This is a genomic window from Absicoccus intestinalis (assembly GCF_033971885.1).
In the GTDB taxonomy this organism is placed as follows: domain Bacteria; phylum Bacillota_I; class Bacilli_A; order Erysipelotrichales; family Erysipelotrichaceae; genus Absicoccus; species Absicoccus intestinalis.
In genome coordinates this window covers 17,495-32,433 of record NZ_JALBUS010000017.1, presented here as the reverse complement: position 1 = coordinate 32,433, position 14,939 = coordinate 17,495, and the positions used below count along the sequence as shown (strand labels likewise).

Annotated in this window: 22 protein-coding genes; all 22 read right to left on the bottom strand. The window is 40.5% G+C overall.

Annotated features, from left to right (window positions below; all coding sequences use genetic code 11):
- Nucleotides 1-9: 9 nt before the first annotated feature.
- The gene (locus MOZ64_RS09590) at nt 10-195 is read right to left on the bottom strand and encodes a type Z 30S ribosomal protein S14 (RefSeq protein ID WP_128520170.1); all 186 of its coding nucleotides are present in this window, start codon (nt 193-195) and stop codon (nt 10-12) included.
- 12 nt (nt 196-207) lie between these two features.
- Nucleotides 208-747: a 50S ribosomal protein L5 gene (gene rplE, locus MOZ64_RS09585; protein WP_320326333.1), complete on the bottom strand. Its 540-nt coding sequence runs from the start codon at nt 745-747 to the stop codon at nt 208-210.
- A 10-nt stretch (nt 748-757) separates the two neighbouring features.
- Nucleotides 758-1,066 (bottom strand): 50S ribosomal protein L24, encoded by a 309-nt coding sequence (gene rplX, locus MOZ64_RS09580; RefSeq protein WP_320326332.1) that lies wholly within the window; start codon nt 1,064-1,066, stop codon nt 758-760.
- 12 nt (nt 1,067-1,078) lie between these two features.
- The gene (gene rplN / locus MOZ64_RS09575; RefSeq protein WP_320326331.1) at nt 1,079-1,447 is read right to left on the bottom strand and encodes a 50S ribosomal protein L14; all 369 of its coding nucleotides are present in this window, start codon (nt 1,445-1,447) and stop codon (nt 1,079-1,081) included.
- Between the two features lie 20 nt (nt 1,448-1,467).
- A complete protein-coding gene (gene rpsQ, locus MOZ64_RS09570) occupies nt 1,468-1,725 on the bottom strand; it encodes a 30S ribosomal protein S17 (RefSeq protein WP_128520174.1) in 258 nt (85 codons plus the stop codon).
- A 13-nt stretch (nt 1,726-1,738) separates the two neighbouring features.
- Nucleotides 1,739-1,939: a 50S ribosomal protein L29 gene (gene rpmC, locus MOZ64_RS09565; RefSeq protein ID WP_128520175.1), complete on the bottom strand. Its 201-nt coding sequence runs from the start codon at nt 1,937-1,939 to the stop codon at nt 1,739-1,741.
- Nucleotides 1,939-2,355, bottom strand: coding sequence for a 50S ribosomal protein L16 (gene rplP / locus MOZ64_RS09560; RefSeq protein ID WP_320326330.1), 417 nt, complete (start codon nt 2,353-2,355; stop codon nt 1,939-1,941). The genes rpmC and rplP overlap by 1 nt, the downstream gene beginning before the upstream one ends.
- Entirely contained in the window at nt 2,355-3,158 is an 804-nt protein-coding gene (gene rpsC, locus MOZ64_RS09555) for a 30S ribosomal protein S3 (RefSeq protein ID WP_320326329.1), read from the bottom strand. The genes rplP and rpsC overlap by 1 nt, the downstream gene beginning before the upstream one ends.
- 10 nt (nt 3,159-3,168) lie before the next feature.
- Nucleotides 3,169-3,504: a 50S ribosomal protein L22 gene (gene rplV / locus MOZ64_RS09550; protein ID WP_128520178.1), complete on the bottom strand. Its 336-nt coding sequence runs from the start codon at nt 3,502-3,504 to the stop codon at nt 3,169-3,171.
- A gap of 14 nt (nt 3,505-3,518) precedes the next feature.
- Nucleotides 3,519-3,794: a 30S ribosomal protein S19 gene (gene rpsS / locus MOZ64_RS09545; protein ID WP_128520179.1), complete on the bottom strand. Its 276-nt coding sequence runs from the start codon at nt 3,792-3,794 to the stop codon at nt 3,519-3,521.
- A gap of 19 nt (nt 3,795-3,813) precedes the next feature.
- Nucleotides 3,814-4,647, bottom strand: coding sequence for a 50S ribosomal protein L2 (gene rplB, locus MOZ64_RS09540; protein WP_320326328.1), 834 nt, complete (start codon nt 4,645-4,647; stop codon nt 3,814-3,816).
- Between the two features lie 58 nt (nt 4,648-4,705).
- On the bottom strand, nt 4,706-4,996 hold the full coding sequence (gene rplW, locus MOZ64_RS09535) for a 50S ribosomal protein L23 (RefSeq protein WP_320326327.1): 291 nt from the start codon (nt 4,994-4,996) through the stop codon (nt 4,706-4,708).
- On the bottom strand, nt 4,996-5,625 hold the full coding sequence (gene rplD / locus MOZ64_RS09530; RefSeq protein WP_320326326.1) for a 50S ribosomal protein L4: 630 nt from the start codon (nt 5,623-5,625) through the stop codon (nt 4,996-4,998). Before rplD ends, rplW begins: the two co-directional genes overlap by 1 nt.
- Nucleotides 5,625-6,314 (bottom strand): 50S ribosomal protein L3, encoded by a 690-nt coding sequence (gene rplC, locus MOZ64_RS09525; RefSeq protein WP_320326325.1) that lies wholly within the window; start codon nt 6,312-6,314, stop codon nt 5,625-5,627. The genes rplD and rplC overlap by 1 nt, the downstream gene beginning before the upstream one ends.
- 15 nt (nt 6,315-6,329) lie before the next feature.
- Complete coding sequence (rpsJ, locus tag MOZ64_RS09520; RefSeq protein WP_022093647.1) at nt 6,330-6,641, bottom strand: 30S ribosomal protein S10; 312 nt, start codon at nt 6,639-6,641, stop codon at nt 6,330-6,332.
- Nucleotides 6,642-6,830: 189 nt separating this feature from the next.
- Nucleotides 6,831-7,421, bottom strand: a complete 591-nt coding sequence (locus tag MOZ64_RS09515) for a hypothetical protein (RefSeq protein ID WP_320326324.1) — start codon at nt 7,419-7,421, stop codon at nt 6,831-6,833.
- Nucleotides 7,414-8,727, bottom strand: coding sequence for a M18 family aminopeptidase (locus MOZ64_RS09510; RefSeq protein ID WP_502547946.1), 1,314 nt, complete (start codon nt 8,725-8,727; stop codon nt 7,414-7,416). Before MOZ64_RS09510 ends, MOZ64_RS09515 begins: the two co-directional genes overlap by 8 nt.
- Nucleotides 8,728-8,778: 51 nt before the next feature.
- Nucleotides 8,779-10,212 (bottom strand): APC family permease, encoded by a 1,434-nt coding sequence (locus MOZ64_RS09505; protein WP_320326323.1) that lies wholly within the window; start codon nt 10,210-10,212, stop codon nt 8,779-8,781.
- A 412-nt stretch (nt 10,213-10,624) separates the two neighbouring features.
- On the bottom strand, nt 10,625-11,809 hold the full coding sequence (gene tuf, locus MOZ64_RS09500; protein WP_320326322.1) for an elongation factor Tu: 1,185 nt from the start codon (nt 11,807-11,809) through the stop codon (nt 10,625-10,627).
- Between the two features lie 71 nt (nt 11,810-11,880).
- Nucleotides 11,881-13,977 (bottom strand): elongation factor G, encoded by a 2,097-nt coding sequence (fusA, locus tag MOZ64_RS09495; protein WP_320326321.1) that lies wholly within the window; start codon nt 13,975-13,977, stop codon nt 11,881-11,883.
- An 18-nt stretch (nt 13,978-13,995) separates the two neighbouring features.
- The gene (gene rpsG, locus MOZ64_RS09490; RefSeq protein ID WP_128520189.1) at nt 13,996-14,466 is read right to left on the bottom strand and encodes a 30S ribosomal protein S7; all 471 of its coding nucleotides are present in this window, start codon (nt 14,464-14,466) and stop codon (nt 13,996-13,998) included.
- Nucleotides 14,467-14,491: 25 nt separating this feature from the next.
- Nucleotides 14,492-14,905: a 30S ribosomal protein S12 gene (gene rpsL / locus MOZ64_RS09485; protein WP_320326320.1), complete on the bottom strand. Its 414-nt coding sequence runs from the start codon at nt 14,903-14,905 to the stop codon at nt 14,492-14,494.
- Nucleotides 14,906-14,939: the final 34 nt, after the last annotated feature.

Genomic DNA, 14,939 nt, shown 5'->3' with positions numbered 1-14,939 from the left:
TTTGCCTCCTTACCAGCTAGCCTTCTTCACACCAGGAATTTGACCTTGGTAAGCCAATTCTCTGAAGCAAATACGACATACTTTATATTTTCTTAATACGGCATGTGGACGTCCACAACGTTCGCAACGAGTATATTCACGAACTTTAAATTTTTGAGGACGTTGTTGTTTATTGATCATTGCTTTTTTAGCCATTTCATCATCCTCCTACTTCTTAAAAGGCATTCCCATACCTTTTAATAATGCCTTTGATTCTTCATTGGTATTGGCTGTTGTAACAATGACAACATCCATACCACGTGTACGATTCACTTTATCAAAATCAATTTCAGGGAAGATAATTTGTTCTTTGATACCCAATGTATAGTTTCCACGACCATCAAAACTTGTATCGCTTACACCACGGAAGTCACGAACACGAGGCAAAGAAATATTGAATAACTTATCTAAGAATTCATACATCTTTTCGGAACGTAAAGTAACTTTGCATCCAATTGGCATACCTTCACGCAGCTTAAAGTTCGCAATGGATTTTTTCGCCTTAGTAACAACAGGTGCTTGTCCAGTGATGGCTGCTAATTCTTCAACAGCTTCATCTAAATATTTTGAATTGGCAATGGCATCACCAACACCAATATTAACAACTACTTTTTCAATCTTAGGAACTTCCATGATTGAAGAATAGTTAAAATCTTTCATCATCTGAGGGACAACTTCATTTGTATATTTTTCATATAAACGATTCATAGATACCCTCCTACTTTACTTCCGCGCCAGTTTTCTTATAGACGCGAACTTTCTTTCCATCTTTTTCTTCCATGCGAATACGACTTGCTACTTTTGCTTTTTCATCGTAAAGCATGACATTGGAAACATGGATCTTTGCTTCCTTCTCAATAATTCCACCTTCAGGATCTTGTTGGGTTGGACGCACATGTTTTTTAACCATATTAACACCTTCCACGATGACTTTATCTTCTTTTGGGAAGGCCTGTGTTACTTTTCCGATTGTGCCTTTGTAAGCACCTGTAATGACCTTAACTGTATCACCTTTTTTAATTCTCACTGGGCACACCTCCTATAGTACTTCCGGCGCTAAGGATACGATTTTCATATATCCAGCATCACGCAATTCACGAGCAACTGGTCCAAAGATACGTGTTCCCTTTGGCGTCTTATCGGCATTAATAATGACTAATGCGTTATCATCAAAGCGAATGTATGTTCCATTTTCACGGCGTACGCCATATTTAGAACGTACGATAACACCCTTTACAACATCACCTTTTTTAACGGATCCACCAGGAGTAGCCTGTTTAACAGTACCTACAACGACGTCACCGATATTTGCTGTTTTTCTAACGCTTCCGCCAAGACAACGGATAACTAATACTTCTCTAGCTCCCGTATTATCAGCGACGCGTAGACGACTTTCATTTTGAATCATAGTTTCGTCTCCTCCTGATATTAAACACGAGCTTTTTCAACGATCTTCACTAAACGGTAACGTTTTGTAGCGGATAATGGACGCGTTTCCATAATTTCTACAATGTCGCCAATGGAAGCTTCATTGTTCTCGTCGTGTGCTTTCAATTTTTTAGAGTATTCTACACGCTTTCCATACAATGGATGCGTTTTCTTTGTTTCAACTTTTACCGTGATGGTCTTATCCATTTTATCGGATACGACACGTCCACGATAAACCTTACGTGCATTTCTTTCCATTCAAAGATCCTCCCTATTCTTGACCTGCATTGGCACGCTCTGTCAATACAGTCTTGATTCGAGCGATGTCTTTCTTAACAGTTTTCAAACGAGCAGTGTTTTCTAACTGACCAGTAGCTTGCTGGAAACGAAGATTGAATAATTCATCTTTGAGTGTACTAATTTGTGCTTGTAATTCTTCATTCGTTTTTTCGCGAATTTCTTTAGCTAACATTATTTCACTTCTCCTTTTCTAGCAAAACGAGTTTTAACTGGTAACTTGTGGGCTGCTAAACGAAGTGCTTCACGTGCTACTTCTTCAGGAACGCCACCAACTTCAAATAAAACTCGACCAGGTTGAACAACGGCTACCCATCCTTCAGGAGCACCTTTACCAGAACCCATACGTACTTCAAGAGGTTTCTTTGTACGAGCCATATGAGGGAAGATACGAATATATACATCTCCACCACGCTTCATATAACGAGTCATGGCAACACGGGCTGCCTCGATTTGACGGTTACTTACATAGTTACCACTTTCAGCAACTAATCCATATTCTCCAAAGTCAATCGAACGTCCAGCTTTGCTACGACCTTCGTAACTTAGACGATGGGGACGACGATACTTTGTTCTTTTAGGCATCAACATTATTCGTTACCTCCTTTTTCAGCAGGTGCAGCTTCTTGTTTTGGTGCACGATTTTGAGGACGTTTATTGTTGAAGTTTTTATTACGACGACGACGAGGACGTTGCTTAGGTGCTTCTGGTTCTTTGACCATTTCACCAGGTAAAACTTCACCACGGCAGATCCATACTTTTACACCAACTTTACCATATTGAGTGGCTGCTTCTTCAATCGCATAATCGATATCACTACGAAGTGTATGAAGAGGAACAACACCTTCTGCATATCCTTCTGTACGAGCCATATCGGCACCACCTAAACGACCAGATACGCTTGTTTTAATACCTTTGGCACCAGCACGCATGGTATTTTGGATGGCTTTTTTCTGGGTAGCACGGAAACTACGACGAGCTTCCAATTGATCGGCGATCCAACGAGCGACTAAACGTGCATCCAAGTTTGGATTGGCAACTTCTACAACATTGATTTGTACATATTTTGCAGAAGTCATCTTTTCGATTTGTTTCTTTAATCCTTCAATGGATTTACCTTCCGCACCAATGACAACACCAGGATGTCCAGTACGAACAATGATCACCAAACGATTTTTGCTGCGTTCAATTTCAATACGCGAAATTTGAGGATCTGCTTTACGACGATCCACAGCTTTATCGGCTAATTTCTTATAGTATTCTTCGATATGTTCACGGATCTTCACATCTTCCATCAATGTGTCACCGAATTTTTTATCGTCTGCATACCATCTTGATTGCCAGTCGCGAATCACGCCAACTCGCATTCCAATAGGATTTACTTTTTGTCCCATAGTTGTCCTCCTATTCCTTTTCAGCCACGACAACTGTAATGTGGCTGGTACGTTTATGAATAGCACTTGCACTACCTTTTGCACGAGGCATATAGCGCTTCATCGTGATTCCTTCATTGGCATAGCATTCTTTGACATAAAGATTGCTTTCATCTAAATCTTCGTTATTTACCGCATTCGCAATGGCAGAATGTAATACTTTGCCGACAAGATATCCACCTTTGTTTGGTGTAAACTTGCAAATTGCTTCGGCTTCTTCTACGTCTTTTCCACGAATCAAATTTAAGACAAGTCTTACTTTTCGAGGCTGAACACGTAGAGTTTTTGCAGTTGCTTTGACTTCCATCGTTTTTCCTCCTCTTACGCCTTCTTGTCATCACCGGAAGTATGTCCAGTGAATTTACGAGTTGGCACAAATTCACCTAATTTATGGCCAACCATATCTTCTGTAACGTATACAGGAACATGTTCCTTACCGTTATAAACCGCAAATGTATGTTCAACAAATGAAGGGAAAATTGTGGAACGACGACTCCAAGTCTTGATGACTTCTTTCTTTCCGCTTTCATTTAATGCTTCAACTTTTTTCATCAAATGATCATCAACGAAAGGTCCTTTTTTCAAACTACGACTCATTTCTCATTTCCTCCTTTTCCTACTTAGCATTACGACGGCGAATGATCAACTTGTCGCTTGCCTTCTTCGTCTTACGTGTTTTCACACCAAGAGCTTTCTTGCCCCAAGGCGTCATAGGTGACTTACGTCCAATTGGTGCACGTCCTTCACCACCACCATGAGGGTGATCATTAGGGTTCATAACTGAACCACGAACAGTAGGTCGAATGCCTCGCCAACGATTACGTCCAGCTTTACCATAGTTAACTAAGCTGTAATCGCCATTTCCAACAGTACCAACTGTGGCACGGCATTCACCTAATACACGACGCATCTCTCCAGATGTCAATCGCAAGATAACATATTTATCTTCAACACCTAAGATTTGAGCAGAAGCACCAGCACTACGTGCCATTTGTCCACCCTTACCAGGCTTTAATTCAACGTTATGTACAATTGTACCTTCTGGCATGTTGCGCATTTCCATGGCATTTCCCACTTTGATGTCGACTTCTTTACCAGAAACGACTTTCATTCCTACTTCCAATCCAGCAGGTGCGATGATGTAACGTTTTTCACCATCGGCATATGTCAACAAAGCGATATTTGCCGAACGGTTTGGATCATATTCGATCGTGGATACCTTTGCAGGAATATCATCTTTATTACGTTTAAAATCAATAATACGGTATGCTTTCTTATGTCCAGCACCTTGATGACGAGTTGTGATTCGTCCTGTGTTATTACGTCCACCCTTGCTCTTTTTAGGGGCTAACAAGCTCTTTTCAGGTTTTGTTGCTGTCAACTCTTCTTTTGTTAAGCTTGTCATGCCACGACGAGCAGGTGTCGTAGGTTTATACTTCTTAATAGGCATAAACTATATTTTCCTCCTTATCGCAATATTTATTCAGGAAATAGCGTCTTCTCCCTGATTATTCTTCACCAAACAAATCGATAGAATCGCCTTCGGCTAATTTAACGATTGCTCGATGACTCGCTTGGGTCTTACCCATATAGCGTCCAACACGACGTGGTTTAGATTTCGTGTTTAACATATTTACTTTAACAACTTTCACGTTGAATGCTTTTTCCACTGCGTTGCGAACTTCAATCTTGTTCACACCCTTAGCAACTTCAAAAGTGACTTTGTTGTCTTCAGCCATCAACTTCATGCTTTTTTCAGTGATAACTGGGCGAATAATGACATCTCTATAGTCTTTCATTATGCCAAAGCCTCCTCAACTTCTTTTACAGCAGCGGCTGTCATAATAACTTTGTTTGCTTTGACAAGATCAAATACATTGATCAAATCACTACGTAACATTTTTGCTTCTGGAATATTACGGCTTGATAAATAAGCATTGTTGGTATCTTCCGTTTTACCAACTACGAACAAAGTCTTCTTTGGTGCATCAATAGCTTCCATGATGCCAATAAATGTTTTTGTCTTAGGAGCATCTACATTCAATTGATCGATGACTGCAAATGCTGTATCTGCAACTTTTTCACTCAATACCGAACGCAATGCTAGATTACGAACTTTTTTATTGACACGATAGTGATAATCACGTGGAACAGCTCCAAATACAGTTCCTCCACCACGGAATTGTGGCGCACGAATAGTACCTTGACGAGCACGTCCTGTTCCTTTTTGACGGTATGGCTTACGTCCACCACCGCTTACTTCAGAACGTCCTTTTGTTTTGGCAGTACCTTGACGCTTACCAGCAGCTTGCATAACTAATACGTCATAGATACATTGTTGATTGGGTTCGATTCCAAATACAACGTCGTTTAATTCCATGGAATCAACGACAGCTCCGGTCTGGTTAATTACATCGATCTTAGCCATTATTGAGCCTCCTTACTGCTATAGTCAACCAAAGTTACTGGTTCGCTATTTCCTTTTGAAGTCTTCGCCGTACGAATCATAACGAATCCTTTCTTAGGTCCTGGCACGTTTCCTTTGATCAATACATAGTTGTTTTCAACATCTACTTTAATTACGGTCAAGTTTTGGTTCGTTGTACGATAACCACCTTCATGACCAGCCATGACAGTACCCTTCATGATACGTCCTTGGCGAGAAGTAATACCATTTGTAGCCAATGAACCAATGTGACGAATGTTCTTGGATCCACCATGACTACGAGGTCCTTGATGTGCATTGTTACGCACGATCGTACCTTGGTATCCTTTACCCTTGCTTGTTCCGATCACATCAACTGTTTCACCAGCTTCGAAGATATCGGCCTTTACAAGATCGCCAACTTTTACATCTAATTCACAATCACGTACTTCACGGATGAAGCGTTTAGGACTTGTGTTTGCTTTGGCACAATGTCCAACAATTGCTTTTGTTGTATTCTTTTCTTTGACTTCGTCAAAACCTAACTGTACGGCATTGTAACCGTCAGTTTCTACTGTCTTCACCTGAAGAACAACATTTGGTGTAGTTTCTACTACAGTTACGGGAATTAATGTACCGTCTTGCGTGAAGACTTGCGTCATTCCTAATTTTCTTCCTAATAGTCCTTTCATTCTCAGACACCTCCATTAAAGTTTAATTTCGATGTCGACACCACTAGGAAGGTCTAATCGTTGTAACGAATCAATCGTTTCCTTTGATGGTGCAACAATCTCAATCAAACGCTTATGCGTACGAATTTCAAACTGTTCACGTGAATCTTTGTATTTATGAACAGCACGTAAAATTGTTACAACTTGTTTTTCCGTTGGTAGCGGAACGGGACCAACTACTTTTTTAGCTCCGTGTTTTGTCGCTGCTTCGACAATTTTCTTAGCACTGTCATCAAGGATGCGGTGCTCATACGCCTTAAGGCGAATTCTCATTGTGTTGTTTGCCATGTTAACTCCTTTCGTTTATTCTAGATAAACATGCTCCATGCGAATTACCTGACGCCACCCATGACAACGCTTTTCAGTGGGTCAGCAACCTCGCACTTCTTCGCAGTGCGGTATGATATTACCATGTTTCATGGAGGGATGCAACCTCTTTTTTTAGAAAAAAAGGCGTTAAAAAAAGCGCATATTGCGCTAAAAACTCTGAAAAATCTTTTCTAGTTTTTTCTTTTGGATCACAAACGAAATGAATAAGAGGATCAGACTGAAATCAAAGACAGGTGGAAACAAGAATTTCAATAAGACACATAATACAAATGAAGCCCCATCGATCATCTGATACCATCGTTTCGTATCCACATATTGATCGATCAAACGATATTTGATATGTAGATTTCGCACCAGGAGTACCAAAGCAATGGCACCTACGATCGCATCCACACTGAAATTGACCACAAAGGATCGTGTGATCACAGCGCGTAAGAAGAATAAAAACAAGGTAGCCATCATCACGATCACAATGCTCGCAATCGTAAATTTATTTTGATCATCATGAACCCTTTGTTCTTTGATCTTTTGATACGCATCCGTACGCATCCATGATCTGATTTCCTTTTGTCGATTTGCTTTCCGTTGCATATGCGGATGTTCAATATAATATTGCACCAACATATTCTTTTGTGCATTGGGGATACGCATCCCATCGATCGTATCCAAAAGCTTGCGACTTTCGGTATTCCAATCAACGGATAAGGATGAATCCAACCACTTCCATTCCCTACTCATCAAATATCACAGTATCTGCTTCTTCAATCATTAAATTGGCATTGAAGAATGCCTGCAAAGCATCGATCGCATAGCTTGTATCCTCTATACCAGCTGTTTCATAACTGGAATGCATGGCTAGTTGTGGCAAGCCAATATCAACGGCATGCACGCTCACTTGGGTATTGGATAAATTACCCAATGTCGATCCCCCAGCCATGTCACTGCGATTCGCAAAAGTTTGTACAGGGATATCCTGCTCTTTACATAGGTATGTAAACAAAGCACGACTAAAGGCATCGGTCGTATATTTCTGGTTGGCTGCTTCCTTGATCACGGGACCTTTATTCATCATCGCATAATTCACGGCATCGGACTTATCTCCATGATTTGGATGAACCGCATGCGCATTATCACAACTTACTAAGAAAGACTTAGAAACGGCTTGATAATAGGCATCGGCATCTTTGCCTAAAGCACTATTGATACGCGTCAAGACATCATGTAAGAACGTCGACATAGCGCCTTGCTTGGTATTGGAACCGACTTCTTCGTTATCAAAGCAACAATATACATTGATACCGTGTACATTATGGGCATGAATAAATCCTTGCAAGGAAACAAAAGCACATTGTAGATCATCTAATTTTGGCGACGAAATAAATTCATCTTGATAGCCCCAGACCACTGGTTTTTGACGATTCACCAAAAATAAGTCTTTCGCTAAAATTTGCGAAGGTTTCACTCCCAATTCCTTGGCAATCATTTCATCAAAAGCTCCTTTTTTCAAGGCACCGGTTGAAAACAGTGGACATAGATCGGTCTTATGATTAAAAGCATATCCTTGATTGATGTCACGATTCATATGGATTGCTAAACTCGGAATCAATAATATATCTTTATCTATATATAATAGTTTCGATTCCATGGCATGTCCCTTTTGAACCAAGACACGACCGGCTACGCTCAATGGACGATCTAGCCAAGTATAATCGATCATTCCGCCATAGCCTTCAACATCCAAGCGAAGATATTCATTGGGCCCACTCAGTTCGGGTACACTTTTTACTTTGAACGTTGGCGAATCGGAATGTGCAGCACTCATTTGAAAATGATAATTGTCAAGTTCTTGACCAATTGTAAAGGCAATAATGCTCGAATGATTGCGAGTTGTATAATATTTACCACCTTTTTCCAATGTCCAAGATCGACCTTCTGCTAGATACATAAATCCCTCATTTTCCAGATCCGTACGAATGGTTTGGATCGTATGGAACATGCTTGGACTTGATTGAATAAAATCAAATAATTGTTGTGAAATTTCCATGTATATTTTCCTCCTAAAAAAGAGAAACCTCTCGGTTTCTCTTGTACGGGCTTATGCCGCTTCTTGATCTTGACGTTTGCGAATCATTGGCAAGATCACACCTAGAGCAACCAATACCACTGGCGTGATCACGTTCAAAGCCATGGTCTTGGCATCTGGAGAGTACATTCCCATGATACAGCAAACAAGCGTTAAAATGAAGCAGAACCATCCAAAGAAAGCCGCCGCTCCTTGGCTTTTCACAAAGCGATATGAGCGTGGGAACTTTTCGCTCTTGCGACGCAACATGATGTATGCAAAGAATACCCATAAATAACGGAATGGCATACATACAGAATTCAATTTATTTAATTGAGCTAATACACCAGCAGCGCCTGGCATAGCGATTTGTACCAAGATAATTGCACCCGACAGGATCACAACCATCCAAATACCATTGATATATGCGCCATATTTGTTTTGTTTCAACAATTGTTTTGGAACATATTGACGAGCATTTTTATCATCCAACAACATACGCAATGGCGCATCAATGCTGACAACCAATGTAGAGAATTGACCAATGGCATTGCATGCAGCATAGATCATCATCAAAGCGTTGCCAATACCATAATATTGTCCAAGTTTTTCGAATGCCCAATAAGAACCATTGGCAATATAAGCCGTTTGACTATCTGCAGAAGCAAATACAACTTTTGGATCAAACATCATACCCATCGCAATGGTACCAAAGATAGCACAAACCATGACCATCACAGCCGCAAAGATCATGCTCTTAGGGAATTCTTTCGAGGCATCGCCTTCCATCTTATTGACATAAGGGGAAATTTTTTCAATTCCACCTACCGCAAAAACCAAGATTGATAAGTTGGTAAAGTACGTTAAATCAAAGGTTGGAATGAGTTTGTGTAAGCTAAAATCCAAATGGACATAACCGCCACCTGGATTGATGGCAGGTGCTGCAAACATCAAGATGATGTATAGGATACTCATCACAAACATACTACTTCCGGCAAGCGTTGCTAATTTTTTCAATGGGTTCAAACCACGACTGGCAACCCAACAGAAGAATAAGAATACCGCTAAGGTAGCCAATTGCACGTATCGAGTTGGGAAGGTATCGTAGGTTTCCGCATTTTGGAAGATCATCCAACTCAATGCTTTCAAACCGCCAGAACCTTTGGATGCGATGTACGTAACGTGACATGCCCAATAGGTCCAACCTGCATAATACGCTAATTTTGAACCGGTGGTTTCCTGTACCCAGGAAGTGACACCTCCACCAAGGTCTTTGAAGGCAGATCCCAATTCACCAACCATCAAAGCATACGGAACAAAGTACAACAAGAACATCCAAATCCATGAAAAAATGACTTGGGTCCCGTTGAAGTACATGTAGCCATTGGCAACATTTCCAAATCCCCAAAGAGTGGAAAAGCACATGAAGGCAAGCATGTACCATTTGATTTTCTTTTCAGAATCCATGATAAATGATAATACTCCTTTTCTCTTCCTTCTTGTCCACCCAAGCATTGTGTTTGCCCGTCAATAATCAACACCTGTTCGCTTGGTGTGTTCAAGTAACGAGTTTATTATTTCATATGTAAAATGATATTTCTACTTTCATTTATTTGAGTGATTTTTTCCTTTTGTTTACACTATTTTCATTTTCCCCTATGTAAGCCCATATTTATAGACTTTTTACTGTACGAAAGTGCTCTTTAGGATACTAAAATGCTTCATTTTTTTAGACAAATAAATTAAATTATTGTTCATTTTTTTGCACAAAATCACGATTCTATCGGTATTTTCTTACGTATTTATGTTTAATATATTGAATTTTCAGAAAGAAAACAAAAAAAAGGAGATCCTCAGATCTCCTTAGATTGGTTCAAAATTAACCTAAGATTTCAGTGACGTTACCGGCACCAACTGTATGTCCACCTTCACGAATAGAGAAACGAGTTCCGTTTTCCAAAGCGATTGGGGCGATCAATTCTACATACATTTCAACGTTGTCACCAGGCATTACCATGTCTGTTCCTTCTGGAAGAGTGATAACACCAGTTACGTCAGTTGTACGGAAGTAGAATTGAGGACGATAGTTCGATACGAATGGTGTATGACGTCCACCTTCATCTTTTGTCAATACATATACTTGTGCTTTAAATTTTGTATGTGGATGAACAGATCCTGGAGCAGCTAATACTTGTCCACGTTGGATTTGATCACGTGCGATACCACGAAGCAATGCACCGATGTTATCTCCGGCTTCAGCAACATCCAATGTTTTGTGGAACATTTCCAAACCAGTAATAACTGTTTTTTGAGTTGGTTTGATACCAACGATTTCAACTTCGTCGTTCAAATGCGCTTGTCCACGTTCAACACGTCCTGTAGCAACAGTACCACGACCAGAAATTGTCATTACATCTTCGACAGCCATCAAGAATGGTTTATCGATATCACGTACTGGATCTGGAATCCAAGTATCTACAGCATCCATCAAATCTAAGATAGATTGTTCAGCAGCTGGATCGCCTTCCAATGCTTTCAATGCAGATCCACGGATGATTGGAGTGTTATCTCCATCAAATCCATATTCGTTCAACAATTCACGAACTTCCATTTCAACAAGGTCGATCAATTCTTCATCATCAACCATGTCGCATTTGTTCAAATAAACAACAATGTAAGGTACACCTACCTGACGAGCCAATAAGATGTGCTCACGAGTTTGAGGCATAGGACCATCAGAAGCAGCTACTACTAAGATTGCACCATCCATTTGGGCAGCTCCTGTGATCATGTTCTTTACATAGTCGGCGTGACCTGGACAGTCAACGTGTGCATAGTGACGTTTTGCAGTTTGATACTCAACATGTGCCGTATTGATCGTGATTCCACGTTCTTTTTCTTCTGGAGCACCATCAATTTCATCATATGCTTCAGCTTTTGCCATACCTTTTTTTGCCAAAACACTTGTGATGGCAGCAGTCAAAGTTGTTTTACCATGGTCAACGTGGCCAATCGTACCAATATTAACATGGACTTTACTTCTGTCAAATTTTTCCTTAGCCATTTTGCTAAATCCTCCTATTTTTTTATACTTTATATCGAATTAATTGTAATTCAAGTGGGTTTGAAAAGCAACTAGTTTTCACTAGAGTTCTCTTCAATGATCTTCTTCGAAATGCTCTTTGGAACTTCTTCATAATGATCAAATTTCATAGAGAAGTTTCCACGACCTTGTGTAAAGCTACGCAAGTCAGTAACATAACCAAACATTTCAGCTAATGGAACCATAGCTCGTACGATTGTAGCATTTCCACGTTCTTCTTGATCCGTAATGGATCCACGACGACTGGAAACATCACCCATTACACTACCCAAGTATTCACTAGGTGCTGTAATTTCTACAAACATGATTGGTTCCAACAATACAGGATCACATTTTTTGGCAGCTTCACGCAATGCAAAACTTGCAGCGATCTTGTATGCCATTTCACTGGAATCGACATCATGATACGATCCATCAAACAAAGTGGCTTTGATATCAATAACTGGATAGCCAGCAATCATACCATTTTGTAAAGCATCTTCCAAACCTTCTTGCGTTGGTTTGATGTATTCACGAGGTACGCTACCACCAACGATGGCATCCACGAATTCAAATCCTTTCCCTTCATTTGGTTCAAATTTGATCCATACATGACCATATTGTCCACGTCCACCAGACTGACGAATGTATTTACCTTCACAGTCTGCTGCTTTACGAATGGTTTCACGATACGCAACTTGTGGTTTACCAATGTTTGCTTCTACTTTAAATTCACGACGCAAACGGTCAACGATGATATCCAAGTGCAACTCACCTACACCAGCAATAATGGTTTGTCCCGTTTCTTCGTTTGTATATGTTTTGAAAGTAGGGTCTTCTTCGGCCAATTTTTGTAAGCCCAAGCCCATCTTGTCTTGGTCTGCTTTGGTTTTTGGTTCCAAAGACATTTCGATCACTGGTTCTGGGAATTCCATGGATTCCAAGATCACTGGTGCATCTTCTGCACACAATGTATCACCAGTTGTCGTTACTTTCAGACCAACGGCAGCGGCAATATCACCAGCATACACTTCATCGATCTCGTGACGGGCATTGGCATGCATCTGTACGATACGACCAAAACGTTCTCGTTTGTCTTTGCTTGAATTTAATACATAGCTTCCTGCTTTTGCGGTACCGGAGTACACACGGAAGAAAGATAATTTTCCAACAAATGGATCGGCGGCAATCTTAAATGCCAATGCAGCAAATGGTTCTTTGTCGCTTGGATGACGTTGTACTGGATTACCATCTAGATCGGTACCATTGATCGAAGGTACATCCACTGGACTTGGCAAATAATCAACAACTGCATCCAATACTTCTTGAACACCTTTATTTTTATATGCAGATCCACATAATACAGGGAAGAAATCACCTTTACATACGGCAATTCGCAATACACGTTTGATTTCTTCGACGGATGGTTCTTCACCTTCCAATACTTGCATCATGAAATCTTCATCGTAGTCTGCTAAGTATTCCAATAACTTCGTACGATATTCTTCCATTTGATCTTTTAGATCATCAGGAACCGGACCTTCTGTTACGATACGTCCATAATCTCCTGAATAATGATAAGCAGTACGTTTGATGATATCAACGATACCTTCAAAATCGCTTTCTGCCCCAATTGGCAACTGAATAGGGCAAGATTTTGCACCTAAACGATCAATGATCGTGTTGCATGACATGATGAAATCGGCACCCGTAGCATCCATTTTATTAACAAATACGATACGAGGTACACCATATGTCGTTGCTTGACGCCAAACCGTTTCGGTTTGTGGTTCAACACCGGCTTTGGCATCCAATACAGTTACGGCTCCATCCAATACACGCAAAGAACGTTCTACTTCAACAGTGAAGTCTACGTGTCCTGGTGTATCGATGATATTGATACGACATTCATGACCAGTGCCATCTAATTTCTTCCAATGGCATGTTGTGGCAGCAGAAGTGATCGTAATACCACGCTCTTGTTCTTGCTCCATCCAGTCCATCGTACTCGCACCATCATGGGTCTCACCAATTTTATGGTTGACACCTGAATAATACAGGATACGTTCCGTGGTCGTCGTTTTACCAGCATCGATGTGAGCCATGATTCCGATATTACGAGTATCTTCCAAGGCATAATCTCTAGGCATATTGAGATGTCTCCTTTCCTACCAACGGTAGTGAGCAAATGCTTTATTTGCTTCAGCCATTCTATGGGTATCTTCACGTTTTTTTACGGAAGCACCAGTACCGTTGGATGCATCGATGATTTCTGCAGCCAGGCGCTGTTCCATAGTTTTTTCATTTCTTAAACGTGCATAATTTACGATCCAACGAAGACCCAAAGTTAAACGACGTTCGTCACTTACTTCAACAGGTACTTGGTAGTTGGCTCCACCTACACGTCTTACTTTCAATTCCAACTGAGGCATGACATTTTCCAACGCTTTTTCAAATACAGCCATTGGTTCTTCCCCAGTCTTAACTTTTACGATATCAAACGCATTGTACAAAATCGTTTGTGCAACTCCTTTTTTACCATCTAACATGATTTTGTTGATCAAACGAGTAACCAACTTGGAGTTATAAATAGGATCGACAAGTACATCACGTTTGGCAATGTGTCCTTTTCTAGGCATTTAGTTTCCTCCTCTCATGTTTGAATTAGTTTTTAGGTTTTTTCGTTCCATATAACGAACGACTTTGTTTACGATCAGTAACACCAGCACAGTCCAATGTACCACGAATAATATGGTAACGAACACCTGGCAAATCTTTGACACGTCCACCACGAATCAATACGACACTATGTTCCTGCAAGTTATGTCCAATTCCTGGAATATAAGCAGTAACTTCCATGCCGTTTGATAAACGAACACGGGCATATTTACGCAATGCAGAGTTTGGTTTCTTTGGTGTCATGGTACCAACACGAGTACAAACACCACGTTTTTGTGGGCTAGATACATTGGTTGATCTAGACTGCAATGAGTTGTAACCACGATTCAAAGCAGGTGACTTTGATTTAGCTTTGCTGGCCTTACGACCTTTACGAATCAACTGGTTGATTGTAGGCATAAGAACACTCCTTTCACTTCTTCACAAACACACA

What these genes read in the sequence shown, in the direction of transcription:
- MOZ64_RS09590 (WP_128520170.1), bottom strand. Translation starts at nt 195, where the DNA reads ATGGCTAAAAAAGCAATGATCAATAAACAACAACGTCCTCAAAAATTT.
- rplE (WP_320326333.1), bottom strand. Translation starts at nt 747, where the DNA reads ATGAATCGTTTATATGAAAAATATACAAATGAAGTTGTCCCTCAGATG.
- rplN (WP_320326331.1), bottom strand. Translation starts at nt 1,447, where the DNA reads ATGATTCAAAATGAAAGTCGTCTACGCGTCGCTGATAATACGGGAGCT.
- rpsQ (WP_128520174.1), bottom strand. Translation starts at nt 1,725, where the DNA reads ATGGAAAGAAATGCACGTAAGGTTTATCGTGGACGTGTCGTATCCGAT.
- rpmC (WP_128520175.1), bottom strand. Translation starts at nt 1,939, where the DNA reads ATGTTAGCTAAAGAAATTCGCGAAAAAACGAATGAAGAATTACAAGCA.
- rplP (WP_320326330.1), bottom strand. Translation starts at nt 2,355, where the DNA reads ATGTTGATGCCTAAAAGAACAAAGTATCGTCGTCCCCATCGTCTAAGT.
- rpsC (WP_320326329.1), bottom strand. Translation starts at nt 3,158, where the DNA reads ATGGGACAAAAAGTAAATCCTATTGGAATGCGAGTTGGCGTGATTCGC.
- rplV (WP_128520178.1), bottom strand. Translation starts at nt 3,504, where the DNA reads ATGGAAGTCAAAGCAACTGCAAAAACTCTACGTGTTCAGCCTCGAAAA.
- rpsS (WP_128520179.1), bottom strand. Translation starts at nt 3,794, where the DNA reads ATGAGTCGTAGTTTGAAAAAAGGACCTTTCGTTGATGATCATTTGATG.
- rplB (WP_320326328.1), bottom strand. Translation starts at nt 4,647, where the DNA reads ATGCCTATTAAGAAGTATAAACCTACGACACCTGCTCGTCGTGGCATG.
- rplW (WP_320326327.1), bottom strand. Translation starts at nt 4,996, where the DNA reads ATGAAAGACTATAGAGATGTCATTATTCGCCCAGTTATCACTGAAAAA.
- rplD (WP_320326326.1), bottom strand. Translation starts at nt 5,625, where the DNA reads ATGGCTAAGATCGATGTAATTAACCAGACCGGAGCTGTCGTTGATTCC.
- rplC (WP_320326325.1), bottom strand. Translation starts at nt 6,314, where the DNA reads ATGAAAGGACTATTAGGAAGAAAATTAGGAATGACGCAAGTCTTCACG.
- rpsJ (WP_022093647.1), bottom strand. Translation starts at nt 6,641, where the DNA reads ATGGCAAACAACACAATGAGAATTCGCCTTAAGGCGTATGAGCACCGC.
- MOZ64_RS09515 (WP_320326324.1), bottom strand. Translation starts at nt 7,421, where the DNA reads ATGAGTAGGGAATGGAAGTGGTTGGATTCATCCTTATCCGTTGATTGG.
- MOZ64_RS09510 (WP_502547946.1), bottom strand. Translation starts at nt 8,727, where the DNA reads ATGGAAATTTCACAACAATTATTTGATTTTATTCAATCAAGTCCAAGC.
- MOZ64_RS09505 (WP_320326323.1), bottom strand. Translation starts at nt 10,212, where the DNA reads ATGGATTCTGAAAAGAAAATCAAATGGTACATGCTTGCCTTCATGTGC.
- tuf (WP_320326322.1), bottom strand. Translation starts at nt 11,809, where the DNA reads ATGGCTAAGGAAAAATTTGACAGAAGTAAAGTCCATGTTAATATTGGT.
- fusA (WP_320326321.1), bottom strand. Translation starts at nt 13,977, where the DNA reads ATGCCTAGAGATTATGCCTTGGAAGATACTCGTAATATCGGAATCATG.
- rpsG (WP_128520189.1), bottom strand. Translation starts at nt 14,466, where the DNA reads ATGCCTAGAAAAGGACACATTGCCAAACGTGATGTACTTGTCGATCCT.
- rpsL (WP_320326320.1), bottom strand. Translation starts at nt 14,905, where the DNA reads ATGCCTACAATCAACCAGTTGATTCGTAAAGGTCGTAAGGCCAGCAAA.